Source organism: Streptomyces sp. NPDC005393, from assembly GCF_040606675.1.
Classification (GTDB): domain Bacteria; phylum Actinomycetota; class Actinomycetes; order Streptomycetales; family Streptomycetaceae; genus Streptomyces.
Map to the genome: position 1 here is coordinate 25825 of NZ_JBEXFG010000018.1, position 19516 is coordinate 45340.

Sequence of the window (19516 nt, forward strand, 5' to 3'; positions counted from 1 at the left end):
ACCCGCCCCGGAACCCGCACCCGCCCCCACGACCTACTGGTCGGACGAGAACCGCACCGCCCCCGCCGGGATGTCCGCCCCGCACCACACCCGCACCCCGTCCCGCAGTTCGTTGTCCGGCCCGACCAGTGCGCCGTCCCCGATCACCGCGCCCTGCAGCACCGTGCGGGCGCCGATGCGCGCCCCCGCGCCGATGAGCGAGTCGCGCACCTGCGCGCCGTCCTCCACGACCGCGCCCTCCAGCACCGTGCTGCCCTCGATGCGCGCACCCGCGCCCACGCGGGCCTGCGGTCCGATGACCGTGCCGCCGGTCAGCTTGGCGTCGTCCGCCACCGAGGCGGTGTCGAGGACGAGGCGGTCGCCGCAGCGGCCCGGTACGGCCGGGGAGGGGGCGCGGCCCAGCACCAGGTCGGCGGAGCCGCGGACGAACGCCTGCGGAGTGCCGAGGTCGAGCCAGTACGTGGAGTCGACCATGCCTTGGAGGTGGGCTCCCGCGGCGAGCAGCCCGGGGAAGGTCTCGCGTTCGACGGAGACGGGGCGGTCGGCGGGGATGGTGTCGATGACCGAGCGGTTGAAGACGTAGGCGCCCGCGTTGATCTGGTCGGTGACGATCTCCTCGGGGGTCTGCGGCTTCTCGAGGAAGGCGGTGACCCGGCCTTGGTCATCGGTCGGTACGAGCCCGTACGCACGCGGGTCGGTGACCCGGGTGAGGTGGAGGGAGACATCGGCTCCCGTGGTGCGGTGGGTGTCGATGAGGGCGGGGATGTCGAGGCCGGTGAGAATGTCGCCGTTGAAGATGAGCACCGGATCGTCGGGGCCGGAGCGCAGCCGGGAGGCGACGTTGCGGATGGCGCCGCCCGTGCCGAGCGGCTCCTCCTCGGTCACGTATTCCAGGTGCAGCCCGAGGGCGGAGCCGTCACCGAAGTACGGTTCGAAGACCTCGGCGAGATAGGACGTGGCGAGCACGATGTGCTCGACCCCGGCGGCGCGGGCGCGGGCGAGCTGGTGGGTCAGGAACGGAACGCCGGCCGCCGGGACCATCGGCTTGGGGGTGTGCACCGTCATCGGGCGCAGCCGGGTCCCCTTGCCGCCGACCAGGAGGATCGCTTCTGGCGTTGCTGGCGCTTTGGTCACGTATCGTCTCTGCTTCCTGCTGGGGCTCGCCGGTCGGCGGCCAGTGTAGGCAGATCCCCGGACCGCGCCTGGTCAGCGCCCCTGAAGCCGGGCGGCCGTGCTACGGATCGACTTGAGCTTGCCGTAGAGCCGCTTTCCGGGGCATGCGGTGGCGAAGCCGTCGCGGTGTCCTGAGATCACATGGAGCTTTACGTTGGCGCCCTTTTTGTACCTGTTGCCGCCGCCGGACACCAGATGCGTGGAGCCGCGCGGATTCCGCTTGTAGAGACCGAGCTTCCATGCGGTGAGCTTGGCTACGGCCTTGACCGCCTTGGCGGAAGGCTTCTTGGTGGAGTAAGTACCGAGGACAGCGACGCCCATGCTGTTGGTGTTGAAACCCAGAGTGTGCGCCCCCCGTACGGCTTTGGTCACACCTCCCGAGCGGCCTTCGTAGATGTTTCCGCATTTGTCGATGGTGAAGTTGTAGCCGTAGTCGCGCCAGCCCATGCTCTGGACGTGGTAGCGGTAGATACTGCGCAAAACGGAGGGCACCTGGGAGCAGTTGTATTTATTGCCCGTCACGGTGTGGTGGATGAAGGCGACCTTGACGGTCTTGCTGTAGACGTGTCCCTTCTCGCGGAGCTTCTCGTTGGCGCCCCAGCCGGCGCGGGTGATGATGCGGGGCCGTGGGGCGGTGTGGGCGGCGACGCTCACCATGGGCGCGCCTGCCTGGGGTTCGCTCGGGGTCCGCGCCGAGGAGTCCGGCAGGGGGTCGGCGGACGGGTCGGGCGACGGGTCGGGCGACGGGTAGTGCGACGGGTGGGGTGAGCGGTCGGGCGAGGGTTCGCCGGCAGGCTTCGCGGAGGGTCTGGCGGAGCCCGGCGACGGCGTGGGGGTGGGCGTCGGCACGGGGTGCGGGGGGAGCGCGCGGACGGCCGAGGCGGGGGCGGCGGCCTCGCCGGGGTCGACGAGTTCGAGCCGGAGCCCGGACGGCAGGCCGGAGGCGGTACCGGACGGCAGTCCCGAGATACCGGACGGCAGCCCCGAGGCGGTACCGGACGGCAGCCCCGAGGCCGTACCGGACGGCAGCCCGGCGATCCCTGAGGCAGCCCCGGACGGCAGCCCCGAGGCGGCCCCCGACGCGCCGGTCGCGGTCCCGGACGGCCCCGAGACGTCGCCCGGCGGACCCGAGACCGGGTCCGGCACCCCGGGGTGGACGCGGGCCTGGACGCCGTCGGAGTCGCCGACCCACAGGGGTGCCGTGCCGCCGTGTGCCCGTACGCCCTGGCGTTCGGGCGAGTCGGGGTCGGGGGCTTCCTCCCCGTACGGCTGGAGGTCGCGCCAGGGGGACCAGACCCCGCTGCCGGTCGCCCGGGTGCGGACCTGCACCTGGGCGCGGAGGTCGGCGGAGGGGTGGTCCCAGACGACGCCGACGAGCGAGAAGGGCCGCACGCTCTGCGCCGCGGCTCCCCGGTCGCGGCCGGGGGCGACCGCGCCCCGGTCGCCGTCGAGCGGGAGCAGGGGCAGCGACTGGATGCCGCCCTGGAGTCCGGCCGGCTCCGCACGGGCGTGGGCGGGGGCGGGGTTGAGGGCGAGCGGGAGGGCGAGGGCGGCGGTGCACACGACGCCGATCGAGGATGCAAGGAATGCACGCATGATAACGATCGTGTACATACTGTGACAAAGCTGTCCATTCGGGAGAGGGCCGACACACGGCCGGGCGATCGCGATGGCTTCGCCCATCCCCTCCGCGGGCGGCCGTTCGCCGCGTACCCTTGCGCGGATGAACGCCACCGATCGCACCCCCGCCGACCTGCTGCGATCCGCGCTCGACGCGGACCCGGGCCGCCCGCTTGTGACCTTCTACGACGACGCGACGGGCGAGCGCGTCGAGCTCTCCGTGGCCACCTTCGCCAATTGGGTGGCGAAGACCGCCAATCTGCTTCAGGACGATCTGGCCGCGGCGCCCGGCGACCGCGCCGCGCTGCTGCTGCCCGCGCACTGGCAGACCGCGGTATGGCTGGTGGCGTGCTCGTCGGTCGGCGTCGTCGCGGACGTCGGCGGCGATCCGGCCACGGCCGATCTCGTGGTCAGCGGCCCGGAGACCCTGGAGGAGGCACGTGCGTGCTCCGGGGAGCGCATTGCGCTGGCGCTGCGCCCCCTGGGCGGCCGGTTTCCGCAGCTACCGCAGGGCTTCGCGGACTACGCCATGGAGGTGCCGAGCCAGGGGGACCGTTTCGCGCCCTACTCGCCCGTGGATCCGGACAGGCCCGCGCTCGCCGTCGGCGGCCTTGAGCTGACCGGCGCGGCCGTGGTCGAGCGGGCGCACGCGGACGCCGACGCGCGGGGCCTGGGGCCCGGCTCCCGGTTGCTGTCCGGGCTGCCGTACGACGGCTGGGAGGGGTTGTCGTACGGGCTGTACGCCCCGCTGGCGTCCGGCGGCTCGGTGGTGCTCTGCCGCCATCTGGACCGGCTGGACGAGGACGGGCTGGCGAAGCGCAAGGAGAGCGAGCGCGTCACCGCCACCGCATCATGAGACACCGATAGTCCCACCGGTGGTCCCTGCTCCCCCACCCTGACCCGTCCGGCGGACCTGAGGGCCGAGCCCACGGGCCCCGCCGCCGACCCCGCGCGATGATCGACGGATACGTACAACCCTGTGCGGGGTTCGCATGTCTGTCCCATTAATCGGCACCCCAGCACGCGATGCCGCTTCGCCGGACCGGGCGGGGACGGGTGGGAGGACGTGGACGTGACGACTGACAGCCCTGAGCCGGCGCCGGGACCCAGGCGCCGCCGGCTGCGTGTGCTCGCGCTGGGCGCGGCCGTGCTCGTGCTGTCCGTCGCCGGGACGGGTTGGTGGTTCTACGAACATCTCGACGGCAATATCCGCACCGACACCCGGACCGCGAACGAGCTGAGGAAGTACGAGGCCGAGCGGCCGGTGTCGGCGGTGCGGGACGCGCAGAACATCCTGCTGATCGGCTCGGACAACCGGGGCGGCAAGGGGAACGGCAAATACGGCAAGGACACCGGCACCCAGCGCTCGGACACCACGATCCTGCTGCACCTCCAGGCCGGTGGGAAGAGCGCGACGGCCGTCTCGGTCCCGCGCGATCTGATGGTGGACATCCCGGCCTGCGACCGGCCGAACGGCAAGCGGACGACGGCTCGGTTCGCCCAGTTCAACTGGGCGTTCGAAGCCGGCGGCGCGGCGTGCACGATCCGTACGGTCGAGAAGCTGACCGGGATCCGCGTCGACCACCATGTGATCGTGGACTTCAACGGCTTCAAGAAGCTGGTGAACGCGATCGGGGGCGTCGAGGTGTGCCTGAAGGAGCCGGTCGACGATGGCGACGCGCATCTGACGCTGGCCGCGGGCCGTCAGGTCCTCCACGGCGAGAAGGCCCTCGGCTATGTCCGGGCCCGGTACAGCATCGGCAACGGCAGCGACACGGAGCGTATCGCCAGGCAGCAGGAGTTCCTGAGCTCCCTTGTGAAGAAAGTGCAGAGCAATGGTGTGCTGCTCAATCCGGCGAAGCTGTATCCCGTGCTCAACTCGGCGACCTCCGCGCTGACCACGGATCCGGGGCTGGATTCGCTCAGGGATCTGTACAGCCTGGTGCGCGGGGTGCGGAACATCCCCCGGGAGAAGATCCGTTTCCTTACGATTCCGCGACAGCCCTATACGTACAACAAGAACCGTGATGAGCTCGTCCAGCCCGACGCCGACCGCTTGTTCAGGCAGCTACGGCTGGACCATCCGGTATCGGTGTCCCGCACCGTCACGGCCACGACGGGCGAGGACCCGAAGGGCGGGAACCGCAGCCCTTACCAGGGGACGACGGCAGCACGCGACATCTGTGAATAATCGCACCAAAGGGTGCGGCCAACGATTCGTGAAGAATCTCGAAAGGATTGGGCAGATTGCCCACTTGTAGGGAAGTGGAATGTGTCACCGGCGTCGCTTGACGACGAACTGGGCGGATAGTGTGAGCGATCCGGTGCGCTCTACGAGATGGCCGCGCACTGCACAGAAGACGGATTGAGCGCCTTGAGGGGGAGGCGCCGCGTGGCACCGACGGAGGACACAGGCGACCGTGGACGGGCAAGGCCATGGGCGGGCGGGCGACATCGACCCCGCCGATCAGTGGGTGTTCGACCCGAACACCGGCAGCTACGAGCTGCGGCTGGACTCTGCCGGGACCTCGGCGGACGCCGCCGATCCCCGGCCGGCTCCCAGATCCGCGGGGCGTCGTCGTGCGCCCGAATCCGAGCAGCGGGGGCGGCGGCGGGCGGCGGGCAGGCGGGAGCCGGAGAAGGCGGCCGGCCCGGTCAGCCGCCGGAAGCCGAAACCGAAGAAGTCGAAGACCAGGAAGGCGCTCTACTGGGGCACCGGCACCCTGGCGTTTCTGCTGGTGGGCGGCTCGGTCGCGGCGTACTTCGTCTACCAGCACCTCAACGGCAACATCAGCAAGGTCGACGTCGGCGAGAACAACGCCGCGGTCTCCGACGGCCCGATGAACATCCTGGTCATCGGCACCGACCGGCGCGATGGCAAGGGGAACGAGGGCTACGGTGACGCGGGTAGCGTCGGCCACGCCGACACGACCCTCCTCTTCCATTTCTCCAAGGACCGTTCGAACGCGACCGCGCTGTCCATCCCGCGCGACATGATCACCGACATCCCGGACTGCCGTACGAAGCAGAAGGACGGTTCGTTCAAGAACATCCCAGGTGAGAAGGAAGTGCGCTTCAACACCAGCCTGGGGCAGGAGGGGCGCGACCCCGGCTGCACCTGGCGGACCGTGGAGAAGCTGACGGGCCTGCAGATCGACCACTTCATGATGGCGGACTTCAACGCGGTCAAGGAGATGTCGTCGGCGGTCGGCGGGGTCGAGGTGTGTCTGGCCAAGGACGTCAACGACCCCAAGTCGCATCTGAATCTGAAGAAGGGCCGGCACACCGTCGAGGGTGAGCAGGCACTGGCGTTCGTCCGCACCCGGCACACCGTCGGCTTCGGCGGCGATCTGGACCGGATCAAGCTCCAGCAGCAGTTCCTCAGCTCTCTCATGCGCAAGGTGAAGTCGAGCGGCTCGCTCAGCAACCCCGGCAAGACCTGGGACCTGGCCCAGGCCGCCACCAAGGCACTCACTGTGGACACCGGGATCGGCACCGTCTCCAAGCTGGCCTCGCTGGGGAAGAACCTCAGCAAGGTCGACCTCAAGAACGTCACCTTCGCGACGGTCCCGGTGGTCGACAACACCGACGGCGCGACGGTGCTGCTCGACAAGACCAAGGCCGAGCCGCTGTTCTCCATGGTCCGCCAGGATGTCTCGCTGACAGAGGTCAAGAAGAAGCGGAAGGCGGCCAAGGACAAGCAGGCCGCCCTGCTCAAGGGCCCCAAGGCCGATCCCGCGAACGTCCGGGTGAAGGTGCTCAACGGCAGCGGGCAGTTCGGTGCCGCCCAGGAGACCGTCGACTGGATGCAGAACACCGAGGGGATGCTCCGCACCAGCAACGGCGGAAACGCTCCGGCAGAGCGGAAGAAGACGACGCTGGAGTACGCGCCGAACCAGGCCGACCAGGCCCGGCGGCTGGCCGACAGCATGGCGCTGCCGGCCTCCGCGATGAAGGAAGGCACGAAGGACGCCGCCCCCATGGCGGAGATGACCCTGACGCTCGGCGGAGACTTCAAGGGCGCCGGCATCCCCATCTCAGCTCCGTCCAAGGCGCCGGAAGGCATCCAGAAGGTCGAGGCCGACGACAAGAACGTCTGCGCCAAGTGACCTGCGCCGGCCGTCGGATCCATTAACGTCCACCGGGCCGGACCCAATGATCAGAAAACCGGGGAGGGCCCGTTGCGGCAGAGCAGTGTGCGGGGGGAGAGCGGACGGCGCGTCGCCGTGCCCGAGCCCCGCGAACACGGTGAGGATGACAGCCCGCCGGAAGGGGGTGGCCCCGCGCCGGACGGCGCGGGGCATCGCAAGGGCGGTCCACGCCGACCGAAGCGGAGCCGGGGGGTGCGTATCTTGCGCTGGAGTGCACTGACGCTCGCCGTGCTGATACTCGGCGCGGCCGGCGTCGGCTATGTCTACTACCAGCACCTGAACGGCAATCTGAAGAAGGAGGATCTGGACCTCGGCGACAGCAAGCTCGGCAAGCCCGAGCCGAACGCGGCCGGTCAGACCCCTCTCAACATTCTTCTCATCGGCTCCGACAGCCGTAATACGGCGGAGAACGTCAAGCTGGGCGGCGCCAAGCAGGACGCCGACCGCAAGCCGCTGGCCGATGTGCAGATGCTGGTGCATGTCTCGGCCGACCGCAGCAATATGTCGGTGGTCAGCATTCCGCGCGACACCCGGGTGACCATCCCCAAGTGCACCGATCCGGGCGACGGGCACGTCTATCCGAAGACGGTGGCGGCGATCAACCAGTCGCTGCAGCACGGCGGTGCGGGCTGCACGGTCGCGACGTGGAAAGAGCTCACCGGCATCTACATCGATCACTTCATGAAGATCGACTTCTCCGGTGTGGTGACCATGGCGGACGCCGTGGGCGGCGTCCCGGTGTGCGTGGACAACAACGTCTACTCGCACGACAAGTCGGGGCACGGCTCGGGGCTGAAGCTGACCAAGGGCACCCACCCCGTCAAGGGCGTCCAGGCCCTCCAGTGGCTGCGGACGCGCTACGGCTTCGAGGACAACACCGACATCGGCCGGGCCAAGGCCCAGCACATGTACATGAGCTCGATGATCCGTCAGCTCAAGGCGGGCACCAAGCTCAGCGACCCGGGCAAGCTGATGAACCTCGCGGAGGCGGCCACCAAGGCGCTGACCGTCGACCACGGCCTCGGCACCGTCAAAAAGCTCTACGACCTGGGCAATGACCTCAAGCGGGTGCCGACCAAGCGCACCACCATGGTCACCATGCCCTGGGAGTACGGCGGCGGCGGCGAGTTCGTGATGCCCAAGCCCGGCGACGCCGAGCAGACCTTCTCACTGCTGCGCAATGACATAGCGCTGGACGGCAAGGACAAGAAAAAGCCCGACAAGACCCCGGCGCCCACCGCGCCCAAGGGCGAGATCCCGGTGGTCGTGCAGAACGGCACCGGCAGCACCGTCCTCGGGCCCGTGTCCGGCCGCGCCGGAGTCATCACCGGTGAGCTGGTACGGCTCGGCTACACCAAGGCCACCGCGAACACGGTCCTCTTCTCGCAGGCCGACACCACGGTCGCGTATCCGAGCGAGTCCGAGCAGGGCGACGCGCTGGCCCTGGCCAAGGCGCTGAAGCTGCCGAAGGACGCGGTGAAGTCGTCGAAGTCGGTGCAGGACGTCACAGTGGTCGTCGGCAACGACTGGCGCGAGGGCACGGTCTATCCGAAGGCCGCGGCGACGGACGACGACAAGACGCCAAAGAGCGCGGACGCCCTCAACGGCGAGGAGAAGAAGTGCATGAAGGTCAATACGGGCTACACGTTCTGAGCTGAGCAAGGGGCCGGACCCAGTGGGTCCGGCCCCTTCGTCGTACGCGCGTACGGGCGGCTACGGCGTCAGGACCGCCGGGCGGCGGCTGGCGATGACCTTCTTGGCCAGCGACCGCGGGCTGGTCAGGAAGCCCCAGCCCCACGACATGTGCATGGTCGCGAGCGCCACCGGGATCCGCAGCCGGGCCTTGAGCGGAAGCCCCTTGCCGGCCGGCAGCGAGCCCGCGGCGATGGCCGCCAGATAGCCGCCGGGTATCACGAAGCCCCACGGGGTGACGGCCGCGCCCACCACGACGCCCGCCGCGATGGCCACGACGGCGGTCGGCGGAGCGAGATAGCGCAGATTGATCGAGCCCTGGTGGAAGCGGGCGACGACATGGCGCCAGCGCCCGTAGTCCTTGTACTGCTTGGCCAGCGCCCGCACGCACGGCCGTGGCCGGTAGGTGACCTTCAGCTCGGGCGAGAACCAGATCAGCCCGCCCGCCTCGCGGATCCGGAAGTTCAGCTCCCAGTCCTGGGCGCGGATGAACTCCTCGTTGTAGCCGCCCTGCTGCTCCAGCGCCTCGCGCCGGAAGACGCCCAGATAGACGGTCTCGGCCGGGGCCGCCTCGCCACCGGTGTGGAAGGCGGCGTTGCCGACCCCGATCTTCGAGGTCATGGCGGCGGCGACGGCCCGCTCCCAGTCGTTCTCTCCCTCGGCGTGCATGATCCCGCCGACGTTCTGCGCGCCGGTCTCCTCCAGGAGCCGCACGGCGGTCGCGATGTAGTCCGGCGAGAGCATGCCGTGCCCGTCGACCCGGACCACCACCGGATGGCGGGAGGCCTTGATCGCCGCGTTCAGCGCGGCGGGGGTGCGGCCGGTCGGGTTGGGCACCGTATGCACCCGGGAGTCCTCCGCGACCAGCTCGGCGGCGATCTCGTCCGTACGGTCCGCGGACGGGCCGAGGGCGATCACCACCTCCATCTCGCCGGCGTACTCCTGCTCCAGGATGTGCCGCACGGAGTTGCGCAGATGGCGTTCCTCATTGAGCACCGGCATGATCACAGAGATGGCCGGGAGCTGCTGCGGGGGCATGGCACCTCGGGTTTTTCGGGGGTCGGCCCCCCAGAAGACTGCAGTATCGGGGGCCACGGTACCGCGAATGGGGGACACCGGAACGCGCCGCCCGGGTGGCAGCGGGCGGCACGGGCGGCGTGGGGCCGCCAAGGTGATCGTCGTATGGGCCTACGGTGAGGCGATTCCGCCCCGTCAGCCGCCCCACCAGCCGTTACGGAGGTCCCCGGAGTGAGTGCACCGGCCCGAACGCCGCGCCCGCCGCGCCCCCGCTCACGCCGCCCCCGCTGGGGGCTGCGGCTCGCCACGGGCGCCGCATGTCTGGTGCTGGTGGTCAGCGGCATCGGGCATCTGCTGGTGAGGGAGCTGGAGTCCGGTATCCACCGGGTCGATGTCTTCGGCAGTCTGGACAACCGGCCCAAGAGCGGCGGCGGGGGGATCAACTTCCTCCTGGTCGGCACGGACGGCCGGGACAGGATCACACCCCGGGAGAAGGCGCTCTACCGGCTGGGCGGCGCCCCCTGCCACTGCACCGACACGATCATGCTGGTGCATCTGTCGGCGGACCACCGCCGGGCCAGCGTGGTCAGCCTCCCCCGCGACTCGTACGCCGACATCCCCGCGTACACCGACGCCACCGGCAAGCGCCACCCGACGCATCCGCAGAAGCTCAACGCCGCGTACGCCGAGGGCGGCCCGAGCCTGACCGTGCGGACCGTCGAGCATCTGACCGGGATCCATATCGACCACTACCTGGAGGTCGACTTCACCAGCTTCATGAAGACCGTGGATGTGGTCGGCGGGGTCAAGATCTGTACGGCGCGGCCGCTCAAGGACGACCACACCGGCCTCGACCTGCCGGCCGGCACCCACATCCTGGGCGGCGGCCAGGCACTGCAGTACGTCCGTTCCCGCCATATCGACGTCACCTCGGACCTGGGCAGGATCCAGCGCCAGCAGCGTTTCCTGGCCGCCGTGATCCACCAGACCACGGCCGACGGCATCCTGCTCAACCCGGTCAAGTTCAACAAGGTGGCCGGGACCCTGCTCGGCTCGGTCCGCGCCGACCACGGCTTCGGCGCGGCGGACATGGTGGCGCTCGGCCGGGCGATGAACGGGCTGACCCCCGCGTCCTCGGAGTTCGCCTCGGTGCCGGTGAACCTGCCGGGCATCCCGGTCAAGGGCGTTGGCTCCACGCTCCGCTGGGATCGCGCCAAGGCCGAGCGCCTCTTCACCACCCTCCGCGAGGACCGGCCGCTCACCGTCCACCATCCGAAGCGGCCTCACGCCGTCCCGGTCGATGTGGACCCCGGCCAGGTCCGCGTGCATGTCCTCAACGGCACGAGGACGGCGGGGCTCGCCCGGCGGGCGGACCGCGCGCTGCACGCCACCGGCTTCGCCACCACCGGCTCCCCCGCCGACGCCGCGACCTCCGACGTCCGGCACACGGTCATCGCCTACGACCCGGTCTGGAACCGCTCGGTGCGCTCGCTGGCGGCCGCGCTGCCCGGTGCGAAGCTGCGGCCGGTGCGCCGGCAGGGCGCTGTGATGCAGGTCACGGTCGGCGCCGACTACAAGGGGGTCCAGCGGGTGCGGGCCGAGGAGCCGCACCCGGGCGGGAAGGGCATCCACGCCGTCACCGGCGACGAGGTCGCCTGCCCTTAGGCGGCTGATCGGTGGACCTGACCCGGGCGGGGCGGGCGGGCCGCTCGTCCCGCTCGGAGGTGGCGGCCCCCTGGCGCCGGGCCCCGGTGTAGATCCCGACCAGCCCCGTCACCAGTCCCATGAGCTGGCCGATGAAGCCGAGCCAGGCCGTCAGCAGGGCTGCCGAGTTCTCCTCCACCCGGGGCGCCCCGGCGGCCCGCAGGCCCGGGCCGAACATTCCGCTGGGGCTCGGTGTCGGCTCCGGGGCGGAGGTCGGCGGGGTCGGGGTCGTCGGGGTCGGGGTCGTCGGCGGGGGCGTCGTGGGAGGGGTCGGCGAGGTGGGTGTCTCGCTGTTCGAGACGGTGGGTTTCGGGCTGACGGTCCGCACCGGTTTCACCGTCAGCGTCGTCAGCCCGCCCGCCGTGAGCAGGGTCCCGGCGACCAGCAGCCCGAGGGCGGCCAGCAACACGGTGGCCTGGATCTGGAGGACGGCGAGAGTACCGGGTCGCGGAAGGCGCCTCATGGGGCCACTGTACGCTCCGCAAGGATACGATCACGTTCCGCTACGCCCGCCCAGGGCAACGCCGTGGCCTCACGGGACCCCGCTAGCGGGCCCCGGCGGCACGCCGGGCGCGCAGCTCCTTGATGGCGCGGCGCCGGGCGAGGCGATGGGTCCGCCGGATCTCGGCCTCCTGATAGCGCTGCTTGTCCCGCTCGGACTCCGGTATGACCGGGGGTACGGGGCGGGGCTTGCCGTCGGCGTCGACCGCCGCGAAGACCAGATAGGCGCTGCCGACCTGAGTGGCGGGCTTGGATTCGTTCCACCTCTCGGCCAGCACCCGCACCCCGATCTCCATGGAGGACCGTCCGGTCCAGTTGACCTGGCCCTTCACATGGACGAGGTCGCCGACCCGGACCGGCTCCAGAAAGGCCATCTCGTCCATCGACGCGGTGACCGCCGGGCCCTCGGAGTGGCGTCCGGCGACCGCCCCGGCCGCGTCGTCCACAAGTTTCATGATCACGCCGCCGTGCACGGTCCCGAGGAGATTGGTGTCACTGAACGTCATGATGTGTGACAGCGTGGTACGAGAAGCGGAGGTGGGTTTACCCGGAAGCTCCGCTTCCGCACCCTGGGCCTGATTGGTCATGCCGTCCACCCTATGCGGCCGGGATTCTTATCAGGTCTGCAACAGCCGTGCCCCGATCCGGCACCCACCCTGTAAGGCGACCCGCTCGACCAGGCACACTGCATTGCATGAGCGATTGGCCCCAGGGTTGGACCGGCGACCGCAACGACCGGTACGGACGAGGCAGCAACAGCGCCGAGCCCGAAGGGGCCCGCGCGATGCCGCAGGTCAGGCGAGCGGCGCCGGGTGCGGGCGGCCCGCCACGGCACGGTGAGCCGCCGCTGCCGCCCGGGCTGTCGCCGTACGGAAACGTTCCGCGGCAGCAGCCCTCCCAGGGCTATGACGACTATGACGATGGTTACAACACCGGCCAGGTCTACGGCCAAGGCAACGGTGGCGGACCGGGCGCCGGCGGGCCCGGGGGCGGCGGACCGCGCCCGGCCCGGCCCAAGAACTGGAAGCGCCGGATAACCGTCGGCCTGGTCACCCTGATCGTTCTGCTGCTCGCCGTCGGCATCGGCACGTACTTCTGGGCCGACTCGAAGCTCCGCCGCGAGGTCAACCTGAGCAAGGTCGAGGACCGGCCGAGCGGCGGCAAGGGCACCAATTATCTGATCGTCGGCTCCGACAGCCGCGAGGGCATGTCCGCCGAGGACAAGAAGAAGCTGCACACCGGCTCCGCCGACGGCAGGCGCACCGACTCGATGATCATCCTGCATGTCGGTGACAACGGGAACACCATGATCAGCCTGCCGCGCGACTCCTGGGTCACCATCCCGCCCTTCACCGGCCCGGACACCGGCAAGCGGTACAACCAGACGCAGAACAAGCTGAACGCGTCCTTCTCCATGGCGGGCCCCGAGCTCCTGGTCCGCACGATCGAGTACAACACCGGTCTGAAGATCGACCACTACGCGGAGATCGGCTTCGACGGCTTCGCCAAGATCGTGGACTCGGTCGGCGGCGTCGAGATCGACGTCCCGCAGGACATGAAGGAGAAGCACGCCGGGACGGACCTGAAGAAGGGCAAGCAGACGCTGGACGGCCAGACGGCGCTGGCCTTCGTGCGGCAGCGCTACGGTCTGGCGGGCGGCGACCTGGACCGCACCAGGAACCAGCAGAAGTTCCTGTCCGCGCTCGCCAACAAGGCCGCCACGCCCAGCACGGTCCTCAACCCCTTCAAGCTCTACCCGACGATGGGCTCGGGCCTGGACTCGCTGATCGTCGACAAGGACATGAGCCTGTGGGACGTGAAGGACATGTTCTTCGCGATGAAGGGCGTCTCCGGCGGTGACGGCAAGCAGATGAACATGCCCGTCTCGAACTCCGGCTTCTCCACCCCGCAGGGCAGCGCGGTGCAGTGGGACATGACCAAGGTCAAGCAGCTGATGGGCCAGCTGAAGAACGACGAGAAGGTCACCGTCTCCAGCAATTGATCCCGAGGCTCCCAAACGACCGCTGCCGGGCCCTGAGGGCCCGGCAGCGGTCGTTTGCTCGACGCCTCACGGCTACGGCAGGTTGCGCGCCATCACGATGCGCTGGACCTGGTTCGTGCCTTCATAAATCTGAGTGATCTTGGCGTCGCGCATCATCCGCTCCACCGGGTAGTCCCGGGTGTAGCCGTAGCCGCCGAGCAGCTGGACCGCGTCCGTGGTGATCTCCATCGCGGCGTCGGAGGCATAGCACTTGGCGGCCGCGCCGAAGAAGGTCAGGTCCGCGTCGAGGCGCTCGGACTTGGCAGCCGCCGCGTAGGTGAGCTGACGGGCGGCCTCCAGTTTCATGGCCATGTCGGCGAGCATGAACTGGATGCCCTGGAAGTCGGCGATCGGCTTGCCGAACTGCTTGCGCTCCTTGACGTACCCCTTGGCGTAGTCGAGGGCGCCCTGTGCGATGCCGAGGGCCTGGGCGGCGATGGTGATGCGGGTGTGGTCGAGGGTCTTCATGGCGGTGGCGAAGCCGGTGCCCTCAGCGCCGATCATGCGGTCGGCAGGTATGCGGACGTTGTCGAGATAAACCTCACGGGTCGGGGAGCCCTTGATGCCGAGCTTCTTCTCCGGGGCGCCGAAGGAGACGCCCTCGTCGGACTTCTCGACGACGAAGGCGGAGATGCCCTTGGAGCGCTTCTCGGGGTCGGTGACGGCCATCACCGTGTAGTACTCGGAGACCCCGGCGTTGGTGATCCAGCGCTTGACGCCGTTGAGGACGTAGAAGTCGCCGTCGCGCACGGCCTTGGTCTTCATGCCCGCCGCGTCCGAGCCCGCGTCCGGCTCGGAGAGGCAGTACGAGAACATCCCGTCGCCCTTGGCGAGCGGGCCCAGGTACTTCTTCTTCAGCTCCTCGGAGCCGGAGAGGACGACCGGCAGGGAGCCCAGCTTGTTGACGGCGGGGATCAGCGAGGAGGAGGCGCAGACGCGGGCGACCTCCTCGATGACGATCACGGTCGCCAGCGCGTCGGCGCCCGCGCCGCCGTACGACTCGGGGACGTGCACGGCGTGCAGATCGTTGGCGACCAGGGCCTCCAGCGCCTCCTGCGGGAAGCGGCCCTCCTCGTCGACCTCCGCCGCGAACGGGGCTATTTTCGCCTCGGCGAGCGAGCGGACCGAGTCACGGAGCATGTCGTGCTCCTCGGACGGCCGGTACAAGTCGAAGTCATTTACCGAGGACGCCAAGGCCTTCTCACTCCCCTGAGTGTGCTAACTACCGTTAAGTAACTGAAGTCTAGGGGCGCTGCCTCGGCAGGTATAGGTGAGCTTCCTGACAGAGTCGGCTGAGCGGGCTCCGCGGTCCCGACTATGCTCAGGCAGCGCATCTGCGACCGAACGCCTTCTGGAGCACCACATGGCCCTCAAGATCACCGTGATCGGCACCGGCTACCTGGGCGCCACGCACGCCGCGGCCATGGCCGAGCTGGGCTACGAGGTGCTGGGGCTGGACATCGTGCCCGAGAAAATCGAGATGCTCTCGGCGGGCAGGGTGCCGATCTACGAACCGGGCCTGGAGGAGCTGCTGCGGCGCCATGTCGAGGGCATCGAGGGCTCGACCGGCCGGCTCCGCTTCACCAGCTCCTACGAGGAGGCCGGGGAGTTCGGCGACATCCATTTCGTCTGTGTGAACACCCCGCAGAAGCACGGCGAGTACGCGTGTGACATGAGTTACGTGGACTCCGCCGTGGAATCGCTCGCCCCGCATCTGCGCCGCCCGGCGCTGGTCGTCGGCAAGTCCACGGTGCCGGTGGGCAGCGCGGACCGGCTCGCGGCCCGGCTGGCCGAGCTCGCCCCGGTGGGGGCCGATGCCGAGCTGGCGTGGAACCCGGAGTTCCTGCGCGAGGGCTTCGCCGTCCAGGACACCCTGCACCCGGACCGCATTGTGGTCGGGGTCGCCGGTGAGCGGGCCGAGAAGCTGCTCCGCGAGGTGTACGAGACGCCCGTCGCCGAGGGCTCGCCCTTCGTGGTGACCGACTATCCGACCGCCGAGCTGGTGAAGACCTCGGCGAACTCCTTCCTCGCGACGAAGATCTCCTTCATCAACGCCATGGCCGAGGTCTGCGAGGCGGCGGGCGGCGATGTGGTCAAGCTCGCCGAGGCCATCGGCCACGACGAGCGCATCGGAAAGAAGTTTCTGCGGGCCGGAATCGGCTTCGGCGGCGGCTGTCTGCCCAAGGACATCCGCGCCTTCATGGCCCGCGCCGGAGAGCTCGGCGCGGACCAGGCGCTGACGTTCCTGCGCGAGGTCGACTCGATCAATATGCGGCGCCGCGGCCATATGGTCGAGCTGGCCCGTGAGTCCGTCGGCGGCAGCTTCCTCGGCAAGCGGGTCGCGGTGCTGGGTGCCACCTTCAAGCCCGACTCGGACGACGTACGGGACTCCCCCGCGCTCAATGTGGCGGGCCAGATACAGCTCCAGGGCGCCCAGGTCACCGTCTTCGACCCGAAGGGCATGGACAACGCGCGGGCCCTCTTCCCGACCCTCGCCTACGCGGACACCGCACAGGCGGCGGCCCAGGGCGCGCACGCGGTGCTGCATCTCACCGAGTGGCGCGAGTTCCGCGAGCTGGACCCGGCGGCCCTCGGTGACATGGTCGCGGTGCGCCGCATCCTGGACGGGCGCAACGCGCTCGACCCGGACATCTGGCGCGAGGCGGGCTGGACCTACCGCGCCCTGGGCCGCCCCCTGGCGTAGCGCACGGCGCGAAGCACTGAAGGCGATCGCCGGACGGGCCCGCTTGTGGCGGTTCCGTCCGGCGGTCGTGTGCGGTGGGTCCCGGCGTCAGCGGCGCGGGCGGTGGCCGCGCTCCTGCTTCGGCGGGGTCTGGTCCTTGCCCGGCAGGGTCGGCTTGGGGAGGGTCTCGACCTCCTTCTTCGCCTTCTCCAGCTGTTCGGCGGTGTCGTCCGGCAGCCGCGGCGGCTTCGGCGCGGCGTGCGAGAAGCCGAAGGCCGAGGTGAGGTCGCCGAAGGTACGGCGGCGCCACTGGCTGATGTTGGGCTCCTCGACCCCGGTGAGCCGCTCCAGGAACCGCAGCACCGAGGTGTGGTCGAACGCCTGGCCCGCGGCCCAGCCGCCCACGGTCCAGGGCGAGACGATGAGGCAGGGGACCCGGAAGCCGCCGCCGATGGGCAGGCCCTGGACGAATTCGTCCACGGTCCCGGGCTTCGGGACAGGCGGCGGGACATGGTCGAACAGCCCGTCGTTCTCGTCGTAGTTGAGGATGAAGGCGGTCTTGCGCCACACCTTGGGGTTGGCGGCTATGGCCTCGATCTTGGAGGCCACGTAGTCCGCGCCGGCGGCGGGCAGATAGTCCGGGTGCTCGGACTGGGTGGAGGTCGGGATGATCCAGGAGACGGTAGGCAGCCGGTCGTTGCGGGCGTCGTCCTCGAAGGTCCCGGCGGGGCTGACGGTCATACCGCGGTCGTACAGCGGATCGCCCGGCTTGGCGTCGCGGAACTGCTGGAACTGTTCCAGGAGATTGCAGCCGTAGTCGTCCTCCTCCTGGTAGACCTTCCAGCTGATCCCGGCCTTCTGGAGGCGCTCGGCGTAGGTCGTCCAGCGGTACGGCTTCGGCGCGGTGTTGTCGAGGACCGGGCCGCCCTTGGTGCCGCCCGGGTCGATCGTGCCGGTCATCCAGTACAGCCGGTTGGGCCAGGTGGGCCCGAAAACCGAGCAGAAGTAGTTGTCGCAGATGGTGAACGCCTCGGCCAGCGCGAACTGGAACGGGATGTCGTCACGGGTGTGGTAGCCCATGACGTACGGACCGTTCTTGCCGTCCGCCTTACGGTGCGCGGGCAGCCACGTGTCCATGGCGCCGCTGTTCCACGCCTCGTGCTGCACCGACCACGCGTGGCTGGTGGAGGGGATCGCCTGGGCGCTGGTGGAGTGGGTGTCCAGGTGGAACGGCAGCAGATAGCCGTCCGGGTTCTCGGCATCCGGCTGGTAGAAGACGGACTTGCCGGTGGAGAGGGTCAGGGCGTCCGGGTCGCCGAACCCGCGCACTCCCTTGAGGGTGCCGAAGTAGTGGTCGAATGAGCGGTTTTCCTGCATGAGCAGGACCACATGCTCGATGTCGTGCAGCGAGCCGCGGCGCGGCGGCCCCTCGGCGATCGCCTGCTGCACGCTCTGCGGCAGCAGATTCATGGCCGCGCCCGCGCCGAGCGAGCCGGCGGCGGCACCGAGGAGTCTACGGCGGGTGAAATCGGGCATTACGCCTCTTTCCCTCTAAGTGCATGAGAGATCGTCAGACCGCTCTCGACTCTCTCGCCACGACGGCAAAGGGGAAGAGGAGAATTGGGTGAACGATGCATCAAGGCATCGCAAAGCCAACAACCGGTAAGTAAAGGGATCTCCGGAGGCCGGCCGGAGGTGGTCAGCTGCGCTCGGTCTCGTCCAGTTGGTCGATCGTCGCGATGGACGGACCCCGGGACGCCCGCAGCCCGCGCGCCACGTCCTCGGCGGAACGGAGGGTGCGGACCGCGTTCTGCCAGGTCAACTTGGCCAGGTCGGCCGGTGACCAGCGGCGGTCGAGGAGCTCGGCGATGAGGTTCGGATAGCCCGCGACATCCGCGAGGTCCTCGGGGGTGAAGGCGGTGCCGTCGAAGTCTCCCCCGATGCCGATGTGGTCGATGCCCGCGACCTCACGCATATGGTCGAGGTGGTCGGCGACGGTCGACGCGGTCGCCATGGGGCGCGGGTTTGCCTCCTCGAAGGCGCGCTGGACCTTCATCCCGGCGGGCGTCATCTCCAGCGGATGCAGCCCGTGGGCCCGCATGTTCTCGTCCGCCGCCTGGGTCCAGGCGACCGCCTCCGGCAGGACGAACTTCGGGACGAAGGTGACCATCGCCACACCGCCGTTGGCGGGCAGCAGTTCCAGCACATCGTCCGGGATGTTGCGCGGATGGTCGCAGACGGCGCGCGCGGAGGAGTGCGAGAAGACGACGGGCGCCTCGGTCACGCGGAGCGCGTCGCGCATGGTGTCGGCCGAGACATGCGAGAGGTCGACGAGCATGCCGAGCCGGTTCATCTCGCGGACGACCTCCTCGCCGAAGCGGGTGAGGCCATGGGCCTTCGGCTCGTCGGTCGCCGAGTCCGCCCAGGGGACGTTGTCGTTGTGGGTGAGCGTCATATAGCGCACCCCGAGGTCGTACAGGGCGCGCAGGGTGGCCAGTGAGCAGTTGATGCTGTGGCCACCCTCGGCGCCCATGAGGGACGCGATCCGGCCCTCGGCCCGCGCCGCCTCCATGTCGTCGGCGGTCAGCGCCGGGCGCAGCTCGGCCGCGTGGCGCTCGGTGAACCGCCGGACGACATCGATCTGCTCGAAGGTGGCGCTGACCGCCGTGTCGCCGCTGTAGTGCGAGGGGACGTACACGGACCAGAACTGCGCGCCGACGCCTCCCGCCCGCAGCCGCGGGATGTCGGTGTGCGTGTGCTCGCTCAGATCGGCGGCGATATCGCGCCGGTCGAGGTCATAGCGGACCTGCTCGCGCAGGGCCCACGGGAGGTCGTTGTGGCCGTCCACGACGGGATGGGCGGCCAGCAGTTCACGGGCTTTCGCGAGACGATCGGTCATTGTCACATCTTGCAATGGGACATGACCGAAGTCAC

Annotated in this window: 15 protein-coding genes; 7 read left to right on the forward strand and 8 right to left on the reverse strand. The window is 69.6% G+C overall.

Annotated elements, in window-relative coordinates; genetic code table 11:
- Nucleotides 1-33: 33 nt before the first annotated feature.
- Nucleotides 34-1134, reverse strand: a complete 1101-nt coding sequence (locus tag ABZS71_RS17285; protein WP_356210915.1) for an NDP-sugar synthase — start codon at nucleotides 1132-1134, stop codon at nucleotides 34-36.
- Nucleotides 1135-1206: 72 nt separating this feature from the next.
- Nucleotides 1207-2769: an N-acetylmuramoyl-L-alanine amidase gene (locus ABZS71_RS17290; RefSeq protein ID WP_356210918.1), complete on the reverse strand. Its 1563-nt coding sequence runs from the start codon at nucleotides 2767-2769 to the stop codon at nucleotides 1207-1209.
- Between the two features lie 127 nt (nucleotides 2770-2896).
- Between ABZS71_RS17290 and ABZS71_RS17295 the strand changes: the two genes are divergently transcribed.
- From ABZS71_RS17295 to ABZS71_RS17310, 4 genes are all read left to right on the forward strand, one after another.
- A complete protein-coding gene (locus ABZS71_RS17295; RefSeq protein ID WP_356210921.1) occupies nucleotides 2897-3649 on the forward strand; it encodes a TIGR03089 family protein in 753 nt (250 codons plus the stop codon).
- Between the two features lie 216 nt (nucleotides 3650-3865).
- Nucleotides 3866-4984 (forward strand): LCP family protein, encoded by a 1119-nt coding sequence (locus ABZS71_RS17300; protein ID WP_356210924.1) that lies wholly within the window; start codon nucleotides 3866-3868, stop codon nucleotides 4982-4984.
- A gap of 229 nt (nucleotides 4985-5213) precedes the next feature.
- Nucleotides 5214-6902, forward strand: a complete 1689-nt coding sequence (locus ABZS71_RS17305; RefSeq protein ID WP_356210927.1) for an LCP family protein — start codon at nucleotides 5214-5216, stop codon at nucleotides 6900-6902.
- Between the two features lie 72 nt (nucleotides 6903-6974).
- Nucleotides 6975-8597, forward strand: coding sequence for an LCP family protein (locus tag ABZS71_RS17310; RefSeq protein ID WP_356210930.1), 1623 nt, complete (start codon nucleotides 6975-6977; stop codon nucleotides 8595-8597).
- 60 nt (nucleotides 8598-8657) lie between these two features.
- On the opposite strand, the gene ABZS71_RS17315 is transcribed toward ABZS71_RS17310, so the two are convergent.
- A complete protein-coding gene (locus tag ABZS71_RS17315) occupies nucleotides 8658-9674 on the reverse strand; it encodes a glycosyltransferase family 2 protein (protein WP_356210933.1) in 1017 nt (338 codons plus the stop codon).
- 210 nt (nucleotides 9675-9884) lie between these two features.
- Here ABZS71_RS17315 and ABZS71_RS17320 point away from each other — a divergent pair, with 210 nt between their 5' ends.
- The gene (locus ABZS71_RS17320; protein ID WP_356210936.1) at nucleotides 9885-11318 is read left to right on the forward strand and encodes an LCP family protein; all 1434 of its coding nucleotides are present in this window, start codon (nucleotides 9885-9887) and stop codon (nucleotides 11316-11318) included.
- On the opposite strand, the gene ABZS71_RS17325 is transcribed toward ABZS71_RS17320, so the two are convergent.
- Entirely contained in the window at nucleotides 11290-11820 is a 531-nt protein-coding gene (locus ABZS71_RS17325; protein WP_356210939.1) for a hypothetical protein, read from the reverse strand. The two genes, ABZS71_RS17320 and ABZS71_RS17325, sit on opposite strands and share 29 nt — an antisense overlap.
- Nucleotides 11821-11902: 82 nt before the next feature.
- The gene (locus ABZS71_RS17330) at nucleotides 11903-12445 is read right to left on the reverse strand and encodes an acyl-CoA thioesterase (protein WP_355846873.1); all 543 of its coding nucleotides are present in this window, start codon (nucleotides 12443-12445) and stop codon (nucleotides 11903-11905) included.
- A gap of 107 nt (nucleotides 12446-12552) precedes the next feature.
- On the opposite strand from ABZS71_RS17330, the gene ABZS71_RS17335 reads away from it, so the two are divergent.
- Nucleotides 12553-13860: an LCP family protein gene (locus ABZS71_RS17335; protein WP_356210942.1), complete on the forward strand. Its 1308-nt coding sequence runs from the start codon at nucleotides 12553-12555 to the stop codon at nucleotides 13858-13860.
- A 72-nt stretch (nucleotides 13861-13932) separates the two neighbouring features.
- On the opposite strand, the gene ABZS71_RS17340 is transcribed toward ABZS71_RS17335, so the two are convergent.
- Nucleotides 13933-15093: an acyl-CoA dehydrogenase family protein gene (locus ABZS71_RS17340; RefSeq protein WP_355846902.1), complete on the reverse strand. Its 1161-nt coding sequence runs from the start codon at nucleotides 15091-15093 to the stop codon at nucleotides 13933-13935.
- Between the two features lie 169 nt (nucleotides 15094-15262).
- Here ABZS71_RS17340 and ABZS71_RS17345 point away from each other — a divergent pair, with 169 nt between their 5' ends.
- Entirely contained in the window at nucleotides 15263-16603 is a 1341-nt protein-coding gene (locus tag ABZS71_RS17345) for a UDP-glucose/GDP-mannose dehydrogenase family protein (protein ID WP_356210944.1), read from the forward strand.
- Nucleotides 16604-16690: 87 nt separating this feature from the next.
- Here the strand turns inward: ABZS71_RS17345 and ABZS71_RS17350 are convergent, their stop codons facing one another.
- Nucleotides 16691-18118, reverse strand: a complete 1428-nt coding sequence (locus tag ABZS71_RS17350; protein ID WP_356210946.1) for an alkaline phosphatase family protein — start codon at nucleotides 18116-18118, stop codon at nucleotides 16691-16693.
- Between the two features lie 163 nt (nucleotides 18119-18281).
- A complete protein-coding gene (locus tag ABZS71_RS17355; RefSeq protein ID WP_355846911.1) occupies nucleotides 18282-19481 on the reverse strand; it encodes a dipeptidase in 1200 nt (399 codons plus the stop codon).
- Nucleotides 19482-19516 lie beyond the last annotated feature (35 nt).